Origin of the sequence: Cupriavidus sp. SHE (assembly GCF_000812445.1) — a bacterium.
Lineage (GTDB): Bacteria > Pseudomonadota > Gammaproteobacteria > Burkholderiales > Burkholderiaceae > Cupriavidus > Cupriavidus metallidurans.
Genome location: NZ_JWMB01000064.1, coordinates 26,122 through 43,747 on the forward strand (window position 1 = coordinate 26,122; position 17,626 = coordinate 43,747).

General features: G+C 65.2%; 17 protein-coding genes. 9 read left to right on the forward strand and 8 right to left on the reverse strand.

All coding sequences use genetic code 11. The annotated features are described in order from the left end of the window. Positions 1 to 18 precede the first annotated feature (18 nt). The 3 genes from RN01_RS28320 to RN01_RS28330 all read right to left on the reverse strand — a co-directional run bounded on the left by RN01_RS28320 (position 19) and on the right by RN01_RS28330 (position 3,965). On the reverse strand, positions 19 to 1,419 hold the full coding sequence (locus RN01_RS28320) for an aromatic ring-hydroxylating dioxygenase subunit alpha (RefSeq protein WP_017512701.1): 1,401 nt from the start codon (positions 1,417 to 1,419) through the stop codon (positions 19 to 21). A gap of 175 nt (positions 1,420 to 1,594) precedes the next feature. Beyond that, entirely contained in the window at positions 1,595 to 2,509 is a 915-nt protein-coding gene (locus tag RN01_RS28325) for an NAD(P)-dependent oxidoreductase (protein ID WP_017512700.1), read from the reverse strand. A gap of 28 nt (positions 2,510 to 2,537) precedes the next feature. Further along, a complete protein-coding gene (locus RN01_RS28330) occupies positions 2,538 to 3,965 on the reverse strand; it encodes an aldehyde dehydrogenase family protein (protein ID WP_017512699.1) in 1,428 nt (475 codons plus the stop codon). Between the two features lie 211 nt (positions 3,966 to 4,176). Here RN01_RS28330 and RN01_RS28335 point away from each other — a divergent pair, with 211 nt between their 5' ends. The 9 genes from RN01_RS28335 (at position 4,177) to RN01_RS28375 (ending at position 12,744) form a co-directional block, all read left to right on the forward strand. Continuing rightward, a complete protein-coding gene (locus tag RN01_RS28335) occupies positions 4,177 to 5,145 on the forward strand; it encodes a LysR family transcriptional regulator (protein WP_017512698.1) in 969 nt (322 codons plus the stop codon). Positions 5,146 to 5,342: 197 nt separating this feature from the next. Next, entirely contained in the window at positions 5,343 to 6,623 is a 1,281-nt protein-coding gene (locus RN01_RS28340) for an MFS transporter (protein WP_017512697.1), read from the forward strand. 190 nt (positions 6,624 to 6,813) lie between these two features. Continuing rightward, on the forward strand, positions 6,814 to 7,464 hold the full coding sequence (locus RN01_RS28345) for an RraA family protein (protein WP_017512696.1): 651 nt from the start codon (positions 6,814 to 6,816) through the stop codon (positions 7,462 to 7,464). Positions 7,465 to 7,474: 10 nt separating this feature from the next. Next, positions 7,475 to 8,248 carry a fumarylacetoacetate hydrolase family protein gene (locus RN01_RS28350; protein ID WP_017512695.1) on the forward strand — a complete coding sequence of 258 codons (774 nt, stop codon included), beginning with the start codon at positions 7,475 to 7,477 and terminating at the stop codon, positions 8,246 to 8,248. A 31-nt stretch (positions 8,249 to 8,279) separates the two neighbouring features. Next, positions 8,280 to 9,758: an aldehyde dehydrogenase gene (locus RN01_RS28355; RefSeq protein ID WP_024568999.1), complete on the forward strand. Its 1,479-nt coding sequence runs from the start codon at positions 8,280 to 8,282 to the stop codon at positions 9,756 to 9,758. 116 nt (positions 9,759 to 9,874) lie between these two features. Further along, positions 9,875 to 10,411 (forward strand): thiamine pyrophosphate-binding protein, encoded by a 537-nt coding sequence (locus RN01_RS28360; protein WP_024569000.1) that lies wholly within the window; start codon positions 9,875 to 9,877, stop codon positions 10,409 to 10,411. After that, complete coding sequence (locus RN01_RS28365; protein ID WP_017510686.1) at positions 10,408 to 11,001, forward strand: thiamine pyrophosphate-dependent enzyme; 594 nt, start codon at positions 10,408 to 10,410, stop codon at positions 10,999 to 11,001. The genes RN01_RS28360 and RN01_RS28365 overlap by 4 nt, the downstream gene beginning before the upstream one ends. Positions 11,002 to 11,011: 10 nt before the next feature. Further along, on the forward strand, positions 11,012 to 11,881 hold the full coding sequence (locus tag RN01_RS28370; RefSeq protein ID WP_017510685.1) for an alpha/beta hydrolase: 870 nt from the start codon (positions 11,012 to 11,014) through the stop codon (positions 11,879 to 11,881). A 56-nt stretch (positions 11,882 to 11,937) separates the two neighbouring features. Beyond that, a complete protein-coding gene (locus RN01_RS28375) occupies positions 11,938 to 12,744 on the forward strand; it encodes an SDR family NAD(P)-dependent oxidoreductase (protein WP_017510684.1) in 807 nt (268 codons plus the stop codon). Positions 12,745 to 12,772: 28 nt separating this feature from the next. Here RN01_RS28375 and RN01_RS28380 read toward each other — a convergent pair whose 3' ends face one another. From RN01_RS28380 to RN01_RS28400, 5 genes are all read right to left on the reverse strand, one after another. After that, complete coding sequence (locus RN01_RS28380; protein ID WP_017510683.1) at positions 12,773 to 13,834, reverse strand: hypothetical protein; 1,062 nt, start codon at positions 13,832 to 13,834, stop codon at positions 12,773 to 12,775. A gap of 16 nt (positions 13,835 to 13,850) precedes the next feature. Beyond that, positions 13,851 to 14,801 (reverse strand): Rieske 2Fe-2S domain-containing protein, encoded by a 951-nt coding sequence (locus RN01_RS28385; protein WP_017510682.1) that lies wholly within the window; start codon positions 14,799 to 14,801, stop codon positions 13,851 to 13,853. Positions 14,802 to 14,849: 48 nt separating this feature from the next. Next, positions 14,850 to 15,875, reverse strand: coding sequence for an amidohydrolase family protein (locus RN01_RS28390; protein ID WP_017510681.1), 1,026 nt, complete (start codon positions 15,873 to 15,875; stop codon positions 14,850 to 14,852). Positions 15,876 to 15,974: 99 nt separating this feature from the next. Next, positions 15,975 to 16,814, reverse strand: a complete 840-nt coding sequence (locus RN01_RS28395; RefSeq protein ID WP_017510680.1) for an SDR family oxidoreductase — start codon at positions 16,812 to 16,814, stop codon at positions 15,975 to 15,977. 16 nt (positions 16,815 to 16,830) lie between these two features. Further along, positions 16,831 to 17,601, reverse strand: a complete 771-nt coding sequence (locus tag RN01_RS28400; RefSeq protein WP_017510679.1) for an SDR family NAD(P)-dependent oxidoreductase — start codon at positions 17,599 to 17,601, stop codon at positions 16,831 to 16,833. Positions 17,602 to 17,626: the final 25 nt, after the last annotated feature.

Below are 17,626 nucleotides of genomic sequence, written 5' to 3' on the forward strand. Positions count from 1 at the left end.
GATTGACAGGTTTCCGGCTCAGCGCTCGGCGGTCATCAGCTCACGCCAGTGCAGCCACCAATGCCACTGCGTGTCATCCTTGGTGAAGCCTTCGTTGACAATGCCCGGGCCAGGCCAGCCTTGTGGCTTGCCTGTCTCATAGACGGCCTGGTACTTGAGCGTCATGGTCTTGCCCATGGCGCCCTTGGCTGCCAGCGTCATGTGCGGCCAAGTGTCGGAGTCGTCCTGCTCCACCATGCCGGACGTGCCGAAAAGCTGGATGGTCTGCTTCAGCATCTTTTCGCGGATCTCGGGCGGCGCGTCCTTCTCGGCGAAGATCCAATTGACGAACTCCAGCTTGTCCGGGCCCTTTGGCACGTAGGCGTGCATGGTCATCGTGCCCAGTGCCGTGCCATCGGCCTGCGGGATATACACAAAACCGAACAGAACATTTGGGAAGATACCGCCCACCTGCGGCGGCATCGTCGTCTGAACCTGCAGCTGCCCCTCATTCAGATTGTTCTTCAGCTGGCTCACCATTTCTTTGGTCATACCGGCCGGCGGCAGCACTTCCAGCTTCTCCTCGATGCTGAGCGCATCTGGGTCCAGGCCAGTCAGGCGGCGGATCTTCCGGCCCAGGTCGATGCAGCGCAGCGCGTGCCCGTGCGGAGAGCTGACTTCGACACCGTACATTTCCGGGCTAAGGTCGCCTCCGGCGCCCTCGCCTTCGCCCTTCTTGGAATAGGCCCCCACCTCGCCGAGCCAGCGGTGCAGAGTCAGGGTGTGATAGCCGTCGGCGGCAGACTGTTCGCCAGCGGCCTTCCAGTTGGCACGTACGATAAACCGTTGCGGCGGCCCCAGAACTTCCATGCCGCGGTCGGTCCGCTTGAACAGCATGTCGTAATACCACTTCGCGTCGCCGAGGAATTCGTCGAACGTCGGGCCATCGATGTTCCAGGTAGCAAAGATCAACCCGCCATAGAGCGCCACCCGCGCTTTCTTCAGACCAAGCTCGTCCTTGGTCCGGATCTTGCCGTGCATGCATTCCTTTTCGACCGGAGCACCAAGGAACTGCCCGTTGGGCCGGAATGCCCAGCCGTGATAAATGCAGGTATGGATCTGTGTGTTGCCGGCGTCCACAGTGGAAATGCGCATACCGCGGTGCGAGCAGACATTGAGCAGCACGTGGACTTCACCGGACTTGTCGCGCGTGACCAGGACCGAGTCCGATCCCATATCGCGGACGACGAAGTCGCCGGAGTTCGGAATCTCGGAGTCATGACCCAGAAAGACCCAGGTCTTGCCGAAGATGCGTTCCATCTCCAGCTCATAGAGTTCGGGATCCGAGAGCGTGCGCATCTGCACTTCTCGTGTGTCGACGTTGACAAGGTCTGCCACCTTGGTACCGTCTGCCAGTGTGGGACTGGTCTGGGTCAGCATGCGTGTCTCCTTAGCTTGCCCTCTGGGGGTGAGCCAATAATATAAACATTTTTTGCGTTAGTGTACATAAAACGTAGTGCCGAGGGCCATCGGAACCCGGCATAGCGCGGGCCCAGTCCGCTCGCGACTGGCCCGGCCCCACCTGCCTTACCCGAGACTGCAGAACCTGCAACCCTCAGCCTGCCACCCAGCCCTTGGGTACGCGCGGCCGCTCGATCCTGGCCAGGTCGCAGACCGCATCGGCAATGCCGGAGAAGTCGATGCACCCATACTCGCTCGCGCGTGCCAGGCTGAACGACTCATACACGGCGGCGGCAACGGGCATCGGCACCCGGGCCGCGTGGGCGGCGCCGATGACCAGCGACATGTCCTTGTGCGCCAGATCGATGGTGAAGCCGGGCGTGGTGTCGCCGGCCAGCACCTTGTTCGGGAAGTTCATGCGCAACTGCCCGTTACTGGCCGAGGTGCCGTACAGCACCTGGAGCGTGCTGGTGATGTCCAACCCAAAACGTTGCGACAGCGCGAGCGCTTCGGCGTTGACCTGACAGAGCGTCACGGCGACATAGTTATTGACCAGCTTGGTGCGCCCGCCCGTGCCCACGTCGCCGCAGTGGTAGACCGTCGTTCCCATCGCATCGAGCAGCGGCTTCACGCGCGTAAAGTCCGTCTTGCTTGCGCCCACCATGAACAGCGACTCGCCGCGGTCGGCGTGCTCGGCCAGTCGGCCCACCGGTGCATCCACCACCGACATGCCGCGCCTGACCGCTTCCGCCTGCAAGCGATCGGTGGCCAGTGGGTCGATCGTGCTCATGTCCAGCAGCAGGCTGCCCGCAGCAGCATTGGCGAAGAGGCCGTCGGTACCCAGTGCCACCTGCTCCACCTCTACGGAACTCGGCAGCATGGTGACCACTATGGCGCAGTCGCGCGCGATCTGCGCCACGGTGCTGCCCGCGCTGGCCCCCAGCTTCTGCAGATCCCGCACTGCGTCTGGGTTCAAGTCCATCACCACCAGCTCAAAGCCCTTCTTGCACAGGTTTGCCGCCATGGGCCTGCCCATGCGGCCCAGCCCAATAAATCCGATCTTGCTCATCTCCGGTCTTCCTTTCTGGATAGGTGTTTCAGTACCCGACATAAGCGGTTTTGCTGAGCGTGTAGAAATCCACCGCGTAGCTGCCCTGCTCACGCGGCCCATAGCTCGAAGCCTTGGTGCCGCCGAAGGGAACGTGGTAGTCAAGTCCGGCCGTGGGCAGATTGATCATCGCCATGCCGCTCTTCACGTTCAGGCGGAAATGGCTGGCATGCTTGTGCGACGTGGTGCAGATGCCGGCAGAGAGCCCGTAGTCGGTGTCGTTGGCCAACGCCAGCGCCTGTTCGTAGTCCTCTGCGCAGATCACCGAGGCGAACGGGCCGAACACCTCTTCGCGGTTGATGCGCATGTCATTGGTCCCCGCCAGCAGCACGGGCTGCATGAAGAATCCCGGCGTCTCGCGCTCCAGTACCTGGCCGCCTTCCAGCAGTTCGGCGCCTTCGGCACGTCCGCTCTGGACATAGCTCTGCACCATGTCGAGCTGGCCCTGGTTGATCACCGGACCGATGTCCACCCCGGCCGCCAGCGAGGGGCCGACCTTGAGCGAGCGCATGCGCTGGCGCAACGCGTCGACGAAGCGCCCATGGATGCCGGCGGTGACGATAATGCGGCTGGATGCGGTGCAACGCTGCCCGGCCGAGAAATACGAGCCGTTGACCGCACATTCCACTGCCGTGGCAAGGTCGGCGTCATCGAGCACCACCAGCGGATTCTTGCCGCCCATTTCCAGCTGGATACGCACCATGTTGGCCACCGCCGACTGCGCCAGCTTGCGCCCGGTGGGCACGCTGCCAGTAAAGCTGATCGCATCGACGCCATCGACCAGCGCCTCGCCAGCTACCGAGCCGCGTCCGTTGACCAAGTTGGCTACGCCGGCGGGCAGGCCGTTGCGCTCCAGGATGCGGAACAACTCCCACGCCACGCCCGGCGTGTCCTGCGAGGGCTTGAGCACCACCGTGTTGCCGAAGGCCAGCGCCGGCGCAAGCTTCCAGGCGGCAATCGCGATCGGAAAGTTCCAGGGCGTAATGAGGCCGATCACGCCGACCGGCTCGCGGCTGATCTGCACGCCGATGTTCGGCCGCACCGATGGCAGGTTCTCGCCGCCGTAGCGCACGGCCTCGCCGGCAAAGAACTGGAAGATCTGGCTGGCGCGCAGCACTTCGCCCATCCCCTCGGCGCGGGTCTTGCCGGCCTCGCGCGACACCAGCTCGCCCAGTTCTTCCTTGCGCGCGGCAATTTCCAGCGCGGTCTTGAGCAGCAGGTCGCTGCGCACCTGTGTGGTGGTGGCGGCCCAGGCGGGTTGCGCGTGGCGCGCCGCCGCCACGGCCTGGCGCATCTGTGCCGCGTCGGCCATGGCATATTGGCCCACGCTGTCGCGCGTGTCGGAAGGGTTGATGCTCTCGATCGTGCCCGATCCTTCGAGCCATTCGCCGCCGATCAGGTTTGGCTTGATTGTCATGCCGCTTGTCTCCGTTGTGGCCCGGTGAGCTGGCCCGCGCGCAGCGTTGCGATAGCGCCAGCGGACGGCACTGGTGGATGGCGGGGCGGAAGTTCCGGGTGGTGCTGTGGTCGGCAACCATCTTAGAATTCCATCCAAATCGTTGTCGAATGACAAAAACTGATTGCCACATCACGCCCGGGCATGTATCCGCGGCGCAGCCGAGACACCCATGGACATCCGCCAGATTCGCGCCTTCCTCGCCATCGCCGATACTGGCAGCGTCACGCGCGCCGCAGAACTGCTCCACGTGGTGCAGCCCGCGGTTTCCCGCCAACTGAAGCTGCTGGAAGACGACGTCGGCGCTCCGCTGTTCGAGCGGGACCGCCGCGGCATGCAGCTGACCGACGCCGGCCATGTCCTGATGGAGCGCGCACGCCGCGCGCTGCGCGAGCTCGACGCCGCCCGACTCGAAATCCGCCCCATCCCCGGCCTGATCTCGGGCAATGTGAGCCTCGGGCTACTGCCGAGCAGTTGCGACCTGCTGGCCGGGCCCCTGATTGGCGTGCTGCAGCAACAGTACCCGCAGATCCGCGTGTCGTTGTCGGTCGGCTATACCGATCACCTGTCGCGCTGGCTTGAAAGCGGCGAGATCGATGCCGCGCTGCTGTACGACCCCAGCCCCTCGCCGGCGCTCAATGTGGAACCGCTCGTCGGCGAAGCCTTGAGCCTGGTGGGTCCCGCATCGCTCGGCTTGGCCGACGATCACCCGATCTCGTTGCAGGCGCTCGGCATGGCGCCGCTGATCCTGCCCAGCGCGCCCCACCGGCTGCGCAGCCTGGTGGAACATGCCTGCGCGGTGGCGGGGGTGCAGGTGGCCATCGCGGCGGAAACCAATGCGCTGAGCGTGCAGAAGGCACTGGTGACGCAGGGCTTCGGGCTCAGCGTCATGCCGCGCGTGGCGGTGCAAGGCGAGATCGAGCGCGGCCTGTTCAGCGCCGCACGCATCGACAGCCCGGCCTTCCATCGCAGCATCGAACTGGCATTGCCCATCACCCGACGCACGCCGGCAGCGGTCCGCTGTGTCACCAGCGCGCTGCGCACCTGTGTCAGGGAAATCGCTTCCGGCGGCAACTGGCTTGGGGCCTCCTGGATCGGGGACGCGGCGGCTGCCGGCCATGAGGCGATCCCGGCGGAGTGAACGCGAAGGCTCGTGCGTGGCACTGTTAGTGAACACAAACAACAAATGTGTTCACATTTATGCTACACTCGGCCCGACTTTGCCGGGCGATAGCTGTCACCTCTGACAGGAGGCCTTTCAGAGGCAGTCCGGCCAGCGCGCTAAGCGCGACGGCCGGTCATGGACCGGTTCGCAGCCCCCTACGGAGCCCCCTATCCATGCCGCCGACGCCCCCCACCCACTCTTCCGTGCTGCAGCCGCTGTGCGAGCCGGTGTTCCGCATGCTGTGGCTAGCCTGGCTGACGGGCAACATGACGATGTGGATGAACGACGTCAGCACCTCCTGGCTGATGGCCCAGCTGAGCGACGGACCGATGATGGTGGCGCTGGTACAGGCTTGCGCAAGCCTGCCGCTGTTCCTGCTGGGCCTGCCCAGCGGCGCGCTGGCAGACCTGCTCGACCGCAAGCGCCTGTACGCGTTTGCTCAGTTCTGGATCGCCGTGGTGTCCACCGCTATGGCGGTACTGGTGGCGCTGGGCGGCATGACAGCTCCCTGGCTGCTGGCTCTGAGCCTAGCGAACGGCGTTGGCCTGGCCATGCGATTCCCGGTGTTCTCCGCCATTGTGCCCACGCTGGTGCCGCGCACGCAGCTGCCGGCAGCACTCACGCTTAATGCACTGGCAATTAATGTGTCGCGCATCGCCGGGCCATTGTTGGCAGGCGTGGTCATCGCATCACTCGGCATGGTTGCAGTTTTTACGCTCAACGCCGCACTGTCGCTGCTGTCCTGCGTGTTGATCCTCAACTGCCGCACGCCCGCTCACTTGCCTGCAGCCAGGCGCCAGGGCCTGATGGCGACCATGCGTGGCGGGCTTGCCTTCGTCGCGCAGTCGCCGCCCATGCGCAACGTGCTGCTGCGGGCGTTCCTCTTCTTCGTCCACGCCAACGGTCTGCTCGCACTTCTGCCGCTGGTGGCCAAGGGGCATCAAGCGAATGCCACCACCTACACCATGCTGCTAGCGTCGATGGGGGCGGGCGCGATTGCCTCGGCCATCGCGCTGCCGCGCGTCTCCGATGCAGGTTCCCGCGATCGCGTGGTGGCCGTCGGCATCGTGCTGTACGCGCTCGCCGTCTGCGCCGCGGCGCTGGCACCGTCATTGTGGCTGGTCGCGCCGGCGCTGGCGTTGTCCGGAGGCGTCTGGCTATGCGTGGTCAACACCCTCACCATGTCTGCCCAGTTGGTGCTGCCCAACGGCGTGCGTGCACGCGGCATTGCCATCTACCAGATGGCAATCATGGGCGGCAGTGCGGCGGGCGCGGCGCTTTGGGGCCAGGTGGCAAGCCAGACCTCGGTGCAAGCCGCGCTGATCGCCTCCGCCGCCTCCAGCCTGGCCGTACAGTGGCTGAGCCGCCGTGTCTCGGTGGACGCCGAAGCGCTGCCTAAGCACGACGTAGCCACCGCCACCGCGGCCACCACCGAGGCAGCTGATGCGGGCTAGCCGCCGCCCGCGTGCACCCTTGCCGCGCCATAGCGCGACGTGATGTGTCGATCAGCTTTTGTCATTCGACAGACCGATCCGGGCCTACCTAAAATGGCCCACGCCACAAATTCAACTGTCGACGGTGGCGCCTGCGCAGCCTGGTAAGCCGCCGTCCCTCCCACCAACGCAGCGACCGGAGCGACCCACCATGACTTCCCTGGCCGATCAACTGGCAACCTGCAATACCCCCGGCCTGTTCGATGTATTGCGCATCCACGGCCTTCCTGTGCGAGAACTTCCGCGAGAAATCCGCGGCCTCGATCCGGCGATGAAGATCGCCGGCCCCGTGTTCACGGTCACCGGCCGTGCCGACCCCACCATCAGCGTCAGCGAGTCGCTTGAACTCTTCATTTCGAAGGTCCTGTCCGGCGCGCCGCGCGGACATGTGGTGGTGTGCCAGCCGCACGACCACGCCCGCTCGGCCATGGGCGACCTGGCTGCCGAAGCCCTGAAGCAGCGTGGCATCCGCGGCTACTACATCGATGGCGGGTCGCGCGACGCCGACGAGATCTGCGAGATCGGCTTCCCGGTCTTTGCCCGCTATACCAGCCCCATCGACATCGTGGGCAGCTGGAAGCTGGAGGCGACCGATGTGCCGGTTGTGATCGGCGGCGTCACGATCGCGCCGGGCGACTACATCCTTGGTGATCGCGACGGCACCCTGCTGATTGACAAGGAGCATGCGGAGTTCGTTATCACCGAGACCGTCAAGACCATGAGCACCGATTCGCGCATGCGCACGGCGATCCGCGGGGGCCGCGATCCGTATGACGCCTTCCTTGAATTTGGCAAACTTTGAGGCAACCCCGATGAAGATCGCACGCTACCAGCATCACGACGGCATCCACTATGGCGTACTTGAGGGCGATTGCCTGAAGCGTCTGGTCGGCTCGCCATTCAACGCATTGCAGCGGGCTGGCACTACCGACCAGCTCGACGAGGTGCGCCTGCTGTCTCCCCTACCCGCCCCGCGCCTGTTTGCCGTGGGCATGAACTACGTGGGCCATATTGCGGAAGCCGGCGCCCGCACGCCCGAGATTCCGCAGTTCTTCATGATGCCAAGCACGGCCGTGGTGGGACCGGACGAACCTGTCGTACGCCCGCGGGAAGCGCAGGTAGTGCATCACGAAGCGGAGCTTGCGATTGTGATCGGCCGCAAGGGCCGGCGTATCGCCGAGGAAAAAGCGCTTGAGCATGTGTTCGGGTACACCTGCGCCAACGACGTCAGCGAGCGCGTGATCCAGAATCGCGAGATGCCCTACGGCTGCCTGCTGATCGGCAAGGCATTCGATACCTTTTGCCCGCTCGGGCCGGTGATCGCCACCGGCCTGGATGCCGGGAGGCTGCGTGTGCAGGCCAGCGTCAATGGCACCGCGCGGCAGGACGGCAACACCTCGGACCTGCTGTTCAGCGTGCCGTTTATCGTTTCGTACCTGAGCCAGGCGGTCACGCTGCTGCCTGGCGACGTGATCCTGACTGGCACGCCCTCCGGCGTGGGCCCGCTGGTGGGTGGCGACGTCTGCGAAATCACCATCGAAGGCATCGGCACGCTGCGCAACCCGGTGGTCGACGAAGCAGCCTGACGTCAGAGCAAGCCGCACTGAGGAGACAACCATGCAGCAGTACAACCACTATATCGACGGACACCATGCCCCGCCGCAGGGCGGCGCATGGTTCGACTCCCACAATCCCTTCACTGGCGAGCCCTGGGCTCGCATCGCACAGGGCAATGCGGTCGATGCGGACCTCGCGGTGCAGGCCGCGCACCACGCCTTCAGCAGCGGCGACTGGCCGCGGTTCACCGCCACCCAGCGGGGCGCGCTGCTCCATCGCGTGGGCGACCTGATTGCGCGCGACGCCCAGCGGCTGGCCGAGACCGAGGTGCGCGACAACGGCAAGCTGCTGGCCGAAATGCTTGGACAGCTCAACTATATTCCGCAGTGGTTCCGCTACTTCGGCGGCCTGGCCGACAAGATCGAAGGTAGCGTGATCCCGCTGGACAAGAAGGGGTACTTCAACTTCACGCGCAACGAGCCGCTTGGCGTGGTTGTCGCCATCACGCCGTGGAATTCCCCGCTGCTGCTGATGGCGTGGAAAATCGCCCCGGCGCTGGCAGCCGGTTGCACCGTGGTAATCAAGCCATCCGAGTTTACTTCGGCTTCGACGCTGGAGTTCGTCCGGCTGTTTGAGGAAGCCGGCTTCCCGCGCGGGGTCGTCAATGTCGTCACCGGCTTTGGGCGCGAGGTCGGTTCCGCGCTGGTGGAGCATCCGCTGGTGAGGAAGATCACCTTCACCGGTGCCGACAGCACCGGGCGAGCCATCAACGAAGCGGCCGCCCGCCACTTTAAGCACGTTAGTCTGGAGCTCGGCGGCAAGTCGCCCAATATCGTGTTTGCCGATGCCAATCTCGACGACGCGGTCAACGGCGCCGTCGCCGGCATTTTCGCGGCGACCGGCCAGACCTGCATTGCCGGATCGCGCCTGCTGCTGCAGGACACTATTCACGACGCATTCGTCGAGCGCCTGCTGGCGCTGGCCCGCACCGCGCGCATGGGGGACCCGATGTCGGCGGACACCCAGGTTGGCCCGGTCACCACGCGGCCGCAATACGACAAGGTGCTCAGCTACATCCAGATCGCGAAGGAAGAAGGTGCCCGCCTGCTGCTGGGCGGCGGCGTGGCCACCAGGCCAGAATGCGGGCGCGGCTGGTTTGTCGAGCCGACCATCTTCAGCGATGTCGACAACCGCATGCGCATCGCCCAGGAGGAAGTGTTCGGCCCGGTGCTGTCGATCCTGCGCTTCAAGGATGAGGAAGATGCGCTGCGCATTGCCAATGACGTGCGCTTCGGCCTGGGCGCGGGCGTGTGGACCAGCGATATCGGCCGCGCCTTCCGCGTCTCGGAGCAACTGCAGGCCGGCACGGTCTGGGTCAATGCTTATCGCGCCGTCAGCTTCATGTCGCCCTTCGGCGGCTACAAGGACTCCGGCCTCGGCCGCGAAAACGGCGCACAGGGCATCCGCGAGTACCTGCAGACCAAGAGCGTCTGGATCAACACCGGCGCCGGCAACACGAATCCGTTCGTCATGCGCTGAGCGCATGCCGGCACGCCATGACGAAAGCTGATGCTGCCAGCAATGTTTGTTATTGGCGGTGGATGCCGGTATCCCATTACGATGGTCATCACAAATCGATCGACCCGAGAGGAGACATGAACCAACCCGAAGCGCCGGCGCAGAGCTGGCAGGAGAGCATCTTTTCCACCCTGAAGGGAGGCGGCGTGCGGCAGGTCGCCTATGTGCCCGATGCGGGCCACGCGCACGTCATCAATCGCGTCCATTCCGCCCCCGACATGCGCGCCGTGGTGCTGACCACCGAAGAAGAAGGCGTTGCGCTGGTCAGCGGCGCGTGGCTGGGCGGCCAGCGCGCGGTGCTGCTGATGCAAAGCAGCGGCGTGGGCAACTGCGTGAACATGTTCTCGCTGCTGCAGTGCTGCCGCTTCCCGTTCCTGACGCTGGTGACGATGCGCGGCGAGTACGCGGAGTTCAACCCGTGGCAGTGTCCGATGGGCCAGAGCACCCAGGCCGCGCTGGAGCTGATGGGAATCACCGTGCTGCGCGCCTCCACCCCGGAAGAGGTCGAGGACCTGGTTGCAGCCGGGCTGGATGCGGCCTTCGAGGGCGGCCAGCAGGTCGCCGTGCTGCTGTCGCAGCGCCTGGTCGGACGCAAGAAATGGGAACGCAAATGAGCCAACAAACATCCGTCACCATTGACCGCCGCAAGTTCGTCGCACGCCTGCTGGCGCTGTGCGCCGATGCACTTGTCGTGACCGGCCTGGGCTCGCCCAGCTACGACGTGTTCGCCGCCGGTGATTCCGACCGCTACTTCTATCTGTGGGGCGCGATGGGCGGTTCCACCGCCATTTCGCTCGGACTTGCCCTGGCCCAGCCGGAACGCCCCGTCATTGCCATCACCGGCGACGGCGAGCAGCTGATGGGAATCGGCGGCCTGGCAACGGCCGGCGCCCAGCAGCCGCCCAACCTGACGCTGGTGGTACTGGACAACGGGCACTTCGGCGAAACCGGCATGCAGCGCAGCCACACAAGCCTGGGCACCCGCCTGGCGCAGGTGGCTCGCGCCTGCGGCATCGAGCAGGCGCGCGAGATCTGGGACATCGACGAGGTCGAGACACTGGCGGCGCAAGTCAACGCGCGCTCCGGCATGGGTCTTGCGCAAGTCCATATCAAGGCCGACGAACTGCCGCGCGCGCTGCCGCCGCGCGATGGCGTCTACGTAAAGAACCGCTTCCGGCAGGCCCTGGGCTTCGCACCGCAGTGAAGGAGGCAGCATGACCGGTGTCATCGACGCGCACATTGATGCAGAGATTGAGGTCCAGTTCAATATGCGCGCCTTGCGGCCGGACTTTGAGACCGGCATGCTGCAGGAGTGGATTGCGCGCTCGGCCGCATTCCGCAGCCGTGCAGGCTGCCAGCTTGACCTGGCCTACGGACCGGGCGAGCGCGATCGCATTGACCTGTTTCCCGCAAAGGCAGACGACTCGCCATTGCTGGTCTTCTTCCACGGCGGCTACTGGCAGCGCGGGGACAAGTCACTCTACAGCTTCGTGGCCGAGCCCTTCGTTGAGCACGGAATTTCAGTGGCGCTGGTCAACTACACGCTCTGTCCTGCCGTGCGGGTGGAACAGATTGTCGGACAAGCGCAATGCGCGCTGGCATGGCTGTGGCGACAGACACCGGTGCTGCAATGCACGCGCAAGCGCTGGATCGTCGCCGGGCATTCGGCCGGCGCTCATCTCGCCGCACGAATGATGGCCACGCACTGGCCTGGTCTGGCAGACGACCTGCCATCGCACATGCTGCATGGTGCACTGTTGGTTTCGGGCCTCTATGACCTCGAGCCACTGTGCCCGACCTCGGTCAACCAGGACCTGCGCATGAGCCCAGGGGAAGCTCGTGCGGCGAGCCCCCTGCGGCACCCACCGGCCACCGATGCCACGCAGTGGCTCGCCGTCGGCAGCGCGGAGACTGCCGAGTTCCATCGCCAGGCGGCCTGCTATGCGCGGGCCTTCGAAACGCCGCGGCGGCGCATGCCTCTCCACGCAGTGGACGGCTGTGACCACCTGGACGTGCTCCAGGCACTGGCCGACCCCACCCATCCGTTCTTCCTTGATGCACTGGCGTTCATCGCCAACCTGTAACGTCTGCGGCAAGTCAACGGACTACGCCGCCTGTTCTTCTGCCCTCACATATTTCCATGCACAAGCAATCTGAAGACCTGTACGGAAAAGTCGCCCTGATCAGTGGCGGAGCCGGTGCGATAGGCACCGCGACTGCGAGCAAGCTCGCGGCGTGCGGCGCGCGCGTGGTGATCGCAGACCTGCCTGGCGCAGACGGCGAACGTATCGCATACGATCTGCGCCAGCAACGTCTCGAGGTACGGGCCTGCGAACTGGATCTTGCTTCCGAGGCGAGCATCGAGGCCGCGATCGCGTTTGCGGTGCGCACCTATGGCCGACTCGACATCCTGGACAACAACGCGGCAATGAAAGGGCTGCCGGATGACCGCGACGTGGCCTCGATGTCGGCCGACGTCTGGGACAGCGTGATGGCAGTCAACGCACGCGGCACGATGCTGATGTGCAAGCACGCGGTGCCAGCAATGATTGCGGCCGGCGGCGGCTCCATCATCAATATCAGCTCGGGGACTTCGCTGGCCGGCGATGTCTTCCAGACCGCCTACGCCGTATCGAAGGGTGCGATCAATACCCTGACGCGTTACGTGGCGACCCAGTATGGCGCGCAAGGCGTGCGCTGCAATGCGCTGCTGGTGGGCTCGGTGCTGACGCCCCCGATGCGGCGTGCGCTGCCGCCGCCCATGCGCGATGTCATCGAGGCGCACAAGCTCGCAGGCCGCCTTGGGCAGCCGGAGGACATTGCCGAGATGGTCGCCTTCCTTGCCTCGGACCGCTCGGCCTGGATCACCGGGCAGGCGTGGTCGGTTGATGGCGGATTCTTCGCCCACTCGCCCACTACGCCGCAGTTCGCGGCGTTGCGGGCGTAACAGCTAAGAGGGTCTGATCCCTCAGACCCTAGTCATGCATGCCCAGCAACCCGCAGATATCCCGCCCGGGATCGGCATCCGAGCCGTACGCGAAATCACCGGCACGCTGGCGCGCGGCCAGTTGCTCCATCTGGAAGCGGTAGCGCGTTCCCGGTGTGTCGAAGCGGGAGTGCAGGTCCGGTCGGTCGCCGGGCTCGAAGTAGCGCTGGTTCTGCGGCCGCACCACCGAATTGTCCTGTGGCTGGATCACGAAGGCGATGCGGGGCATGACGTAGCGCAATGGAGCCGGCGCGGCCGTCGTATTGAAAGTGACGTCGCAGCGCGAGCGATGTTGACCCACCGGAAGGAAGGGCTGCAGGTTGGGCACATCGTAGCCGGGACGGAATCGCGGGTACGAGATGCACACATTGCTGCGCAGGTGGATATGCAGCACGGCACGAAAATCCTGATACCTGGCACGCACCCCGCCGACCCAGCGCATGATTGGCGCCACCGATTTCTGCGTGACGGTACGCGTGCGCGTCACGGTCTCCGACGTCCACTCCACTTCCACCACGTCGGACTCGGACAGACCGTCCCCGATGGTGCCGGCATGCAAGAAGTCAGCATGCGTGAGGTCGATCAGGTTCTCGACAGACAACGCCGATGAGGCATCGAAGCGCACCGTACGGCGCGTATAGGCAGGCAGATTTCCGTCCAGCGGCAGAAATGGAATGTGCGGGATCAACAGGGCATCGGCATGGTCAGGATTGCCATACCAGGCCCATACGTAGCCGTAGCGCTCGAGCACAGGGTAGTGTCCGGAGCCACCCGTAAATGCCGTTGCCTGTGAAGAGTGTTGCCGCAGCAGGTCCGGACGAAACTCGGCCGCCTGTGCAACACCGTTCTCGCGCCACAGGAAATACGCTTGCCGATGGATGATGCGCCGGATAGGCCTCTCACTGACATCGCGGCTGTGCGACACGGGAAACCAGGCGTCGCGCAGGTCGTAGTTGACGGGGGTCCAATCGCGCCGCGGCGGCGCGCGGCGGGCCGCCGCCGGACCGGCGGCTGGGTCTGACTGGCTGGAATTTGTGGACGGGGTCTGCATCGTGAACCTCCTTGGGTCAGGCCTGGCGCTGCTCGGGCAGCGAGGCAGGTACATACGCTGCACGCGCGGCAACGAGCTCGCGCGACGGCGCTACCAGCAGGGCAGCAATGGCGGCACCGTCGATCGCGTCCGCCACCCGGAATGGAGGACGGCCTGCGACGCGTGCGGCACTCCAGCGCAGCGGAGCCGCCTGCACGCGGCGGGGATGCAGATAGCCCCGCCAGCATAAGCTGGTGGTGCCCCGCAGGTTGGCGCTGGCGCCGATGTACACCGTCACCACCGGCTCTTCGTCAGCCGTCAGCAGTTCGACCCGGATGCCGCCGCCGGCCAACGGCAGCGTGGTGCGAACGATCAACGGGTGGTCGGTCACGAAGGCCGGGGGCAGCATGCCGGCCTTCCACACCGCACCGCGATCCAGCACCATGCGGCCGTCTTCGGTGCGGGTATCGCCGAGGAAGAAGTCGGTGATCCGCACGCCTTCGAACGCAAGCAGGCACTGCGGCCCATCGAGCATGACGGCCAGATACTCGTCGTACGCAATATTGGCAATCGCCGTGCCGGTGAACTCGCGCCCCTCGGCCAGATACGCGGCACTTGGCAGTTCGTCGGACGGCGCGCCGGCGCCAATCCAGACATGCACGAAGCCCTGCCCCTCGGCAACGCTGTACGCGCGGGCCGCGTAACGGGGAGGCACGCGCTCGTCGGCGTGCAGATTCGGAATGGCCGTGCAGGCGCCGGTTGCGCCATCGAAGGTCCAGCCGTGGTAGCCGCATTGCAGGCCACCCGGCTTCACCGTTCCCAGTGCGAGCGGCACGCGCCGATGTGGACAACGGTCCTCCAGCGCACAGGCCTCCCCGCCGGACCCGCGAAACAGCACGATCTCCTCACCGTCGCAGACCACCGCCAGCGGTGTCTTGTCGTTAACCGACTCCGACAGCGCAACGGTCCACCAGTTGCCGTAGTGCATCAAACTTGCTCCATGAGACCCTTGCGGGGGAGGGTGAATGGCCGCTTTTCAAGCCGCAACTGGCTCCCTGGCGTCAAGCTTGAGCAGCCTGAGCGCGTTGCCACTGCGGATTTTCTCGCGCTCGGAATCAGCCAGACCCAGCCCCGCGGTCAGGTCGCCATGATCGTAGGCACCGCCGAAATTGGTGCCATACAGCAAGTTGTCGACGCCGACTACCTCGACCACGCCACGACGCAGCCCTGGCGCATGCACGTCGAGGTCAAAGTAGAAGTTGGGTAGGTAATCTGCCAGCGGGCGCTGGTTGCGCGAGTCGGGCGCCATCACGCGATTCAGGTCGTTCAGCCGGCCGAGCTGGAATACCGCCATGCCGCCCGCATGGGTGATGTAGGTCTTCAGGTTGGGAAAGGCATCCAGCGCGCCGCCGTTGATCAGGTACCAGAAGAACAGGGTCTCATCGACGCAGTCGCCAACGATGGAGGTGGTCTCGAACTTGTCGTCGGTATGCTTTTCGCCCCAGTAGATCGACTGGTTGAAGCCATGCACCATGATCGGCACGTCGAGCGACTCGAGCTTTTCCCAGACTGGGAACAGCGCTTCGCTATGGGCCTCCAGGCCATTGAAATTCGCGCCGCCGACGCACAGGCCCTTGGCGCCGAGCTTGGTCACGGCACGGTCGATCTCGCGCACCGCCGCGGCCGGATCCGCCAGGTTGGCATGCGCCCAGAACGCGAAGTGCTCGGGATCCTCTGCACAGAATGCCGAGAGTTCGTCGTTGCAGATCTTCGCGTACTCGGTGCCAAACTCGCTGGCCCAGTACATGAAGGCGTGTGACGGCGTCGACAGCACCAGCTTGTCCACTCCACGCTCGGCCATCAGCTTGCGTCGGGCGTCATGCGTCATGCGCGCGAGCAGGTTCGCCTCGGCCTCATCGTCGTCCTTTGCCTTGGAAGGTTGTGTGGTGCCTAGCGAGAAATGGCCGACCGTAAGGCCCTTGGTCTTCATGAACGGACCCCAGAAGTCGTGCCGCTTGAGCATGCCGGGGGTGAACAGGTGAGCGTGAACGTCGATCAGCATGAATATATCCTCATTGCTTTTGTGAAGTTGCCTGCATTGCTCAGGCCAAAAAAGTAAACAGCCGGTGTAGCTCCGCCCGTAAGGGGCGGCTAGCGTGGACTACCCTGTCGTCTGGTCGCTGCGTGATGAAGACGGCATCGTCCCCATGAAACCGGCAGCGCGGGTATGAAACTGGCCACTGCCGGCGCCGCCAGCTACGGTCACCCCGGCATCCACCACCAGAGTGTGCGCGGTGACGTGGCGCGCGTCGTCGCTGGCCAGGTAGACCAGGGCCGCGGCAATTTCCTCCGGCATCAGCGGCGTGCCCAGCGGTGAAGACCGCGCTGCGGCGTCGAGCGCCGCCTCCAGGCTGCCCCGGCCCTGCACGATCATGTTGGTGACCGTTGTACCGGGCGCCACCGCGTTCACGCGCACGCCGTGCGCCGCAAGTTCCGAGGCGGCCGAGCGGGTCAGCCCGATCAGGCCGTGCTTGGCCGTGGTATAGGCATGCGGCCCCAATCCGCCGATCACCCCCGCAGTGCTGGCCACCGACAGGATGCAGCCACGCTTGCGTACGGCCATGGCGCGCCCGGCATGCTTGATGCCGTAAAAGACGCTGTCCAGCAGCACGGCCAGCGTGGCATGCCAGGCCTCGGCCGAGGTCTCCAGAATCGAGCCGAAGGCACCGACCAGGCCTGCGTTGTTGACCATGCAGTCAAGATGGCCGTGGCGCTCGATCGCGTGAGCAACGGCCGCGGCTACCTGCGCCTCGACACTGACGTCGGTGCGGATGAAGCTCGTACCTTCCAGCTCGCCGGCAAGCCGCATGCCGTTGACGGCGTCGATATCGGCCAGCACCACGCACGCACCTTCGGCCGCCATGGCGCGCGCCGTGGCGGCGCCAATGCCGCTGGCGGCACCGGTCACGAGCACGACCTGACCCTTCAGACGTTCAGCCATATGCGCGTACCCGCCGTCAGGGGATCATCAGCCCGCCATCGACCGCCAACGTCTGGCCGGTGATGAAGCGGGCACCGTCGCTGACCAGGAACACCAGCACCGGCGCCATGTCGCGGTCCGGGTCGCCCAGGCGGCCGCCTAGCGGCACCTGCTGGGCCATCATCGCGTCATGCGCCTGCAGCTGAGCGTCATCGAGGCGGGCACGGAACTTCTCGTACATGGGTGTCCACATCGCGGGTGCCATGGCGTTGACGGTGATGCCATACCGCCCCCATTCCTTGGCCGCGGTGCGAGTCCACCCCAGCACGGCCGCCTTGGCCGCAGAGTAATGCGCCAGGCCCGGTACGCCCATCACGCCGGCGGCCGACGCGAAGTTGACGATCCGTCCACCGCGCTCGCGAAGATGGACGAAAGCAGCCTGATTGGTATTGAGCGTACCCCGCGCATTGACGTCGAACATAAGATCCCAGTCCTGCTGCGAAATCGATTCCGCCGCCGACTTGCGCTCCACACCGGCGATATTGACCAGCGCATCGAGCCCGCCGAGCCAGTCCACGGCGGCAGTGAACGCCGCGTCTACATCTTCCTTGCGGCTGACGTCGCAACGCTGGTAGCGGGCCTCGCCCGGTCCTGCCTGCGTGGCAGCAGATGCCACCGCCTGGCCCACTTCATCGGCCAGGTCCATGCCGGCCACCCTCGCGCCAGCAGCCACGAGAGCTTTGATCGCGCTGGCGCCAATGCCGCTGGCGGACCCGGTGACGATCACGCGCTTTCCATTGATATCCATTTCTGTCTCCTCTCGATGTTCGGGT

Coding starts and splice junctions, on each gene's coding strand:
- RN01_RS28365 (WP_017510686.1), top strand. CDS start 10,408: ATGAGCCAACAAACATCCGTCACCATTGACCGCCGCAAGTTCGTCGCA.
- RN01_RS28390 (WP_017510681.1), bottom strand. CDS start 15,875: ATGCTGATCGACGTTCACGCTCACCTGTTCACCCCCGGCATGCTCAAG.
- RN01_RS28345 (WP_017512696.1), top strand. CDS start 6,814: ATGACTTCCCTGGCCGATCAACTGGCAACCTGCAATACCCCCGGCCTG.
- RN01_RS28395 (WP_017510680.1), bottom strand. CDS start 16,814: ATGGCTGAACGTCTGAAGGGTCAGGTCGTGCTCGTGACCGGTGCCGCC.
- RN01_RS28330 (WP_017512699.1), bottom strand. CDS start 3,965: ATGACAATCAAGCCAAACCTGATCGGCGGCGAATGGCTCGAAGGATCG.
- RN01_RS28325 (WP_017512700.1), bottom strand. CDS start 2,509: ATGAGCAAGATCGGATTTATTGGGCTGGGCCGCATGGGCAGGCCCATG.
- RN01_RS28340 (WP_017512697.1), top strand. CDS start 5,343: ATGCCGCCGACGCCCCCCACCCACTCTTCCGTGCTGCAGCCGCTGTGC.
- RN01_RS28380 (WP_017510683.1), bottom strand. CDS start 13,834: ATGCAGACCCCGTCCACAAATTCCAGCCAGTCAGACCCAGCCGCCGGT.
- RN01_RS28375 (WP_017510684.1), top strand. CDS start 11,938: ATGCACAAGCAATCTGAAGACCTGTACGGAAAAGTCGCCCTGATCAGT.
- RN01_RS28335 (WP_017512698.1), top strand. CDS start 4,177: ATGGACATCCGCCAGATTCGCGCCTTCCTCGCCATCGCCGATACTGGC.
- RN01_RS28385 (WP_017510682.1), bottom strand. CDS start 14,801: ATGCACTACGGCAACTGGTGGACCGTTGCGCTGTCGGAGTCGGTTAAC.
- RN01_RS28355 (WP_024568999.1), top strand. CDS start 8,280: ATGCAGCAGTACAACCACTATATCGACGGACACCATGCCCCGCCGCAG.
- RN01_RS28370 (WP_017510685.1), top strand. CDS start 11,012: ATGACCGGTGTCATCGACGCGCACATTGATGCAGAGATTGAGGTCCAG.
- RN01_RS28350 (WP_017512695.1), top strand. CDS start 7,475: ATGAAGATCGCACGCTACCAGCATCACGACGGCATCCACTATGGCGTA.
- RN01_RS28400 (WP_017510679.1), bottom strand. CDS start 17,601: ATGGATATCAATGGAAAGCGCGTGATCGTCACCGGGTCCGCCAGCGGC.
- RN01_RS28320 (WP_017512701.1), bottom strand. CDS start 1,419: ATGCTGACCCAGACCAGTCCCACACTGGCAGACGGTACCAAGGTGGCA.
- RN01_RS28360 (WP_024569000.1), top strand. CDS start 9,875: ATGAACCAACCCGAAGCGCCGGCGCAGAGCTGGCAGGAGAGCATCTTT.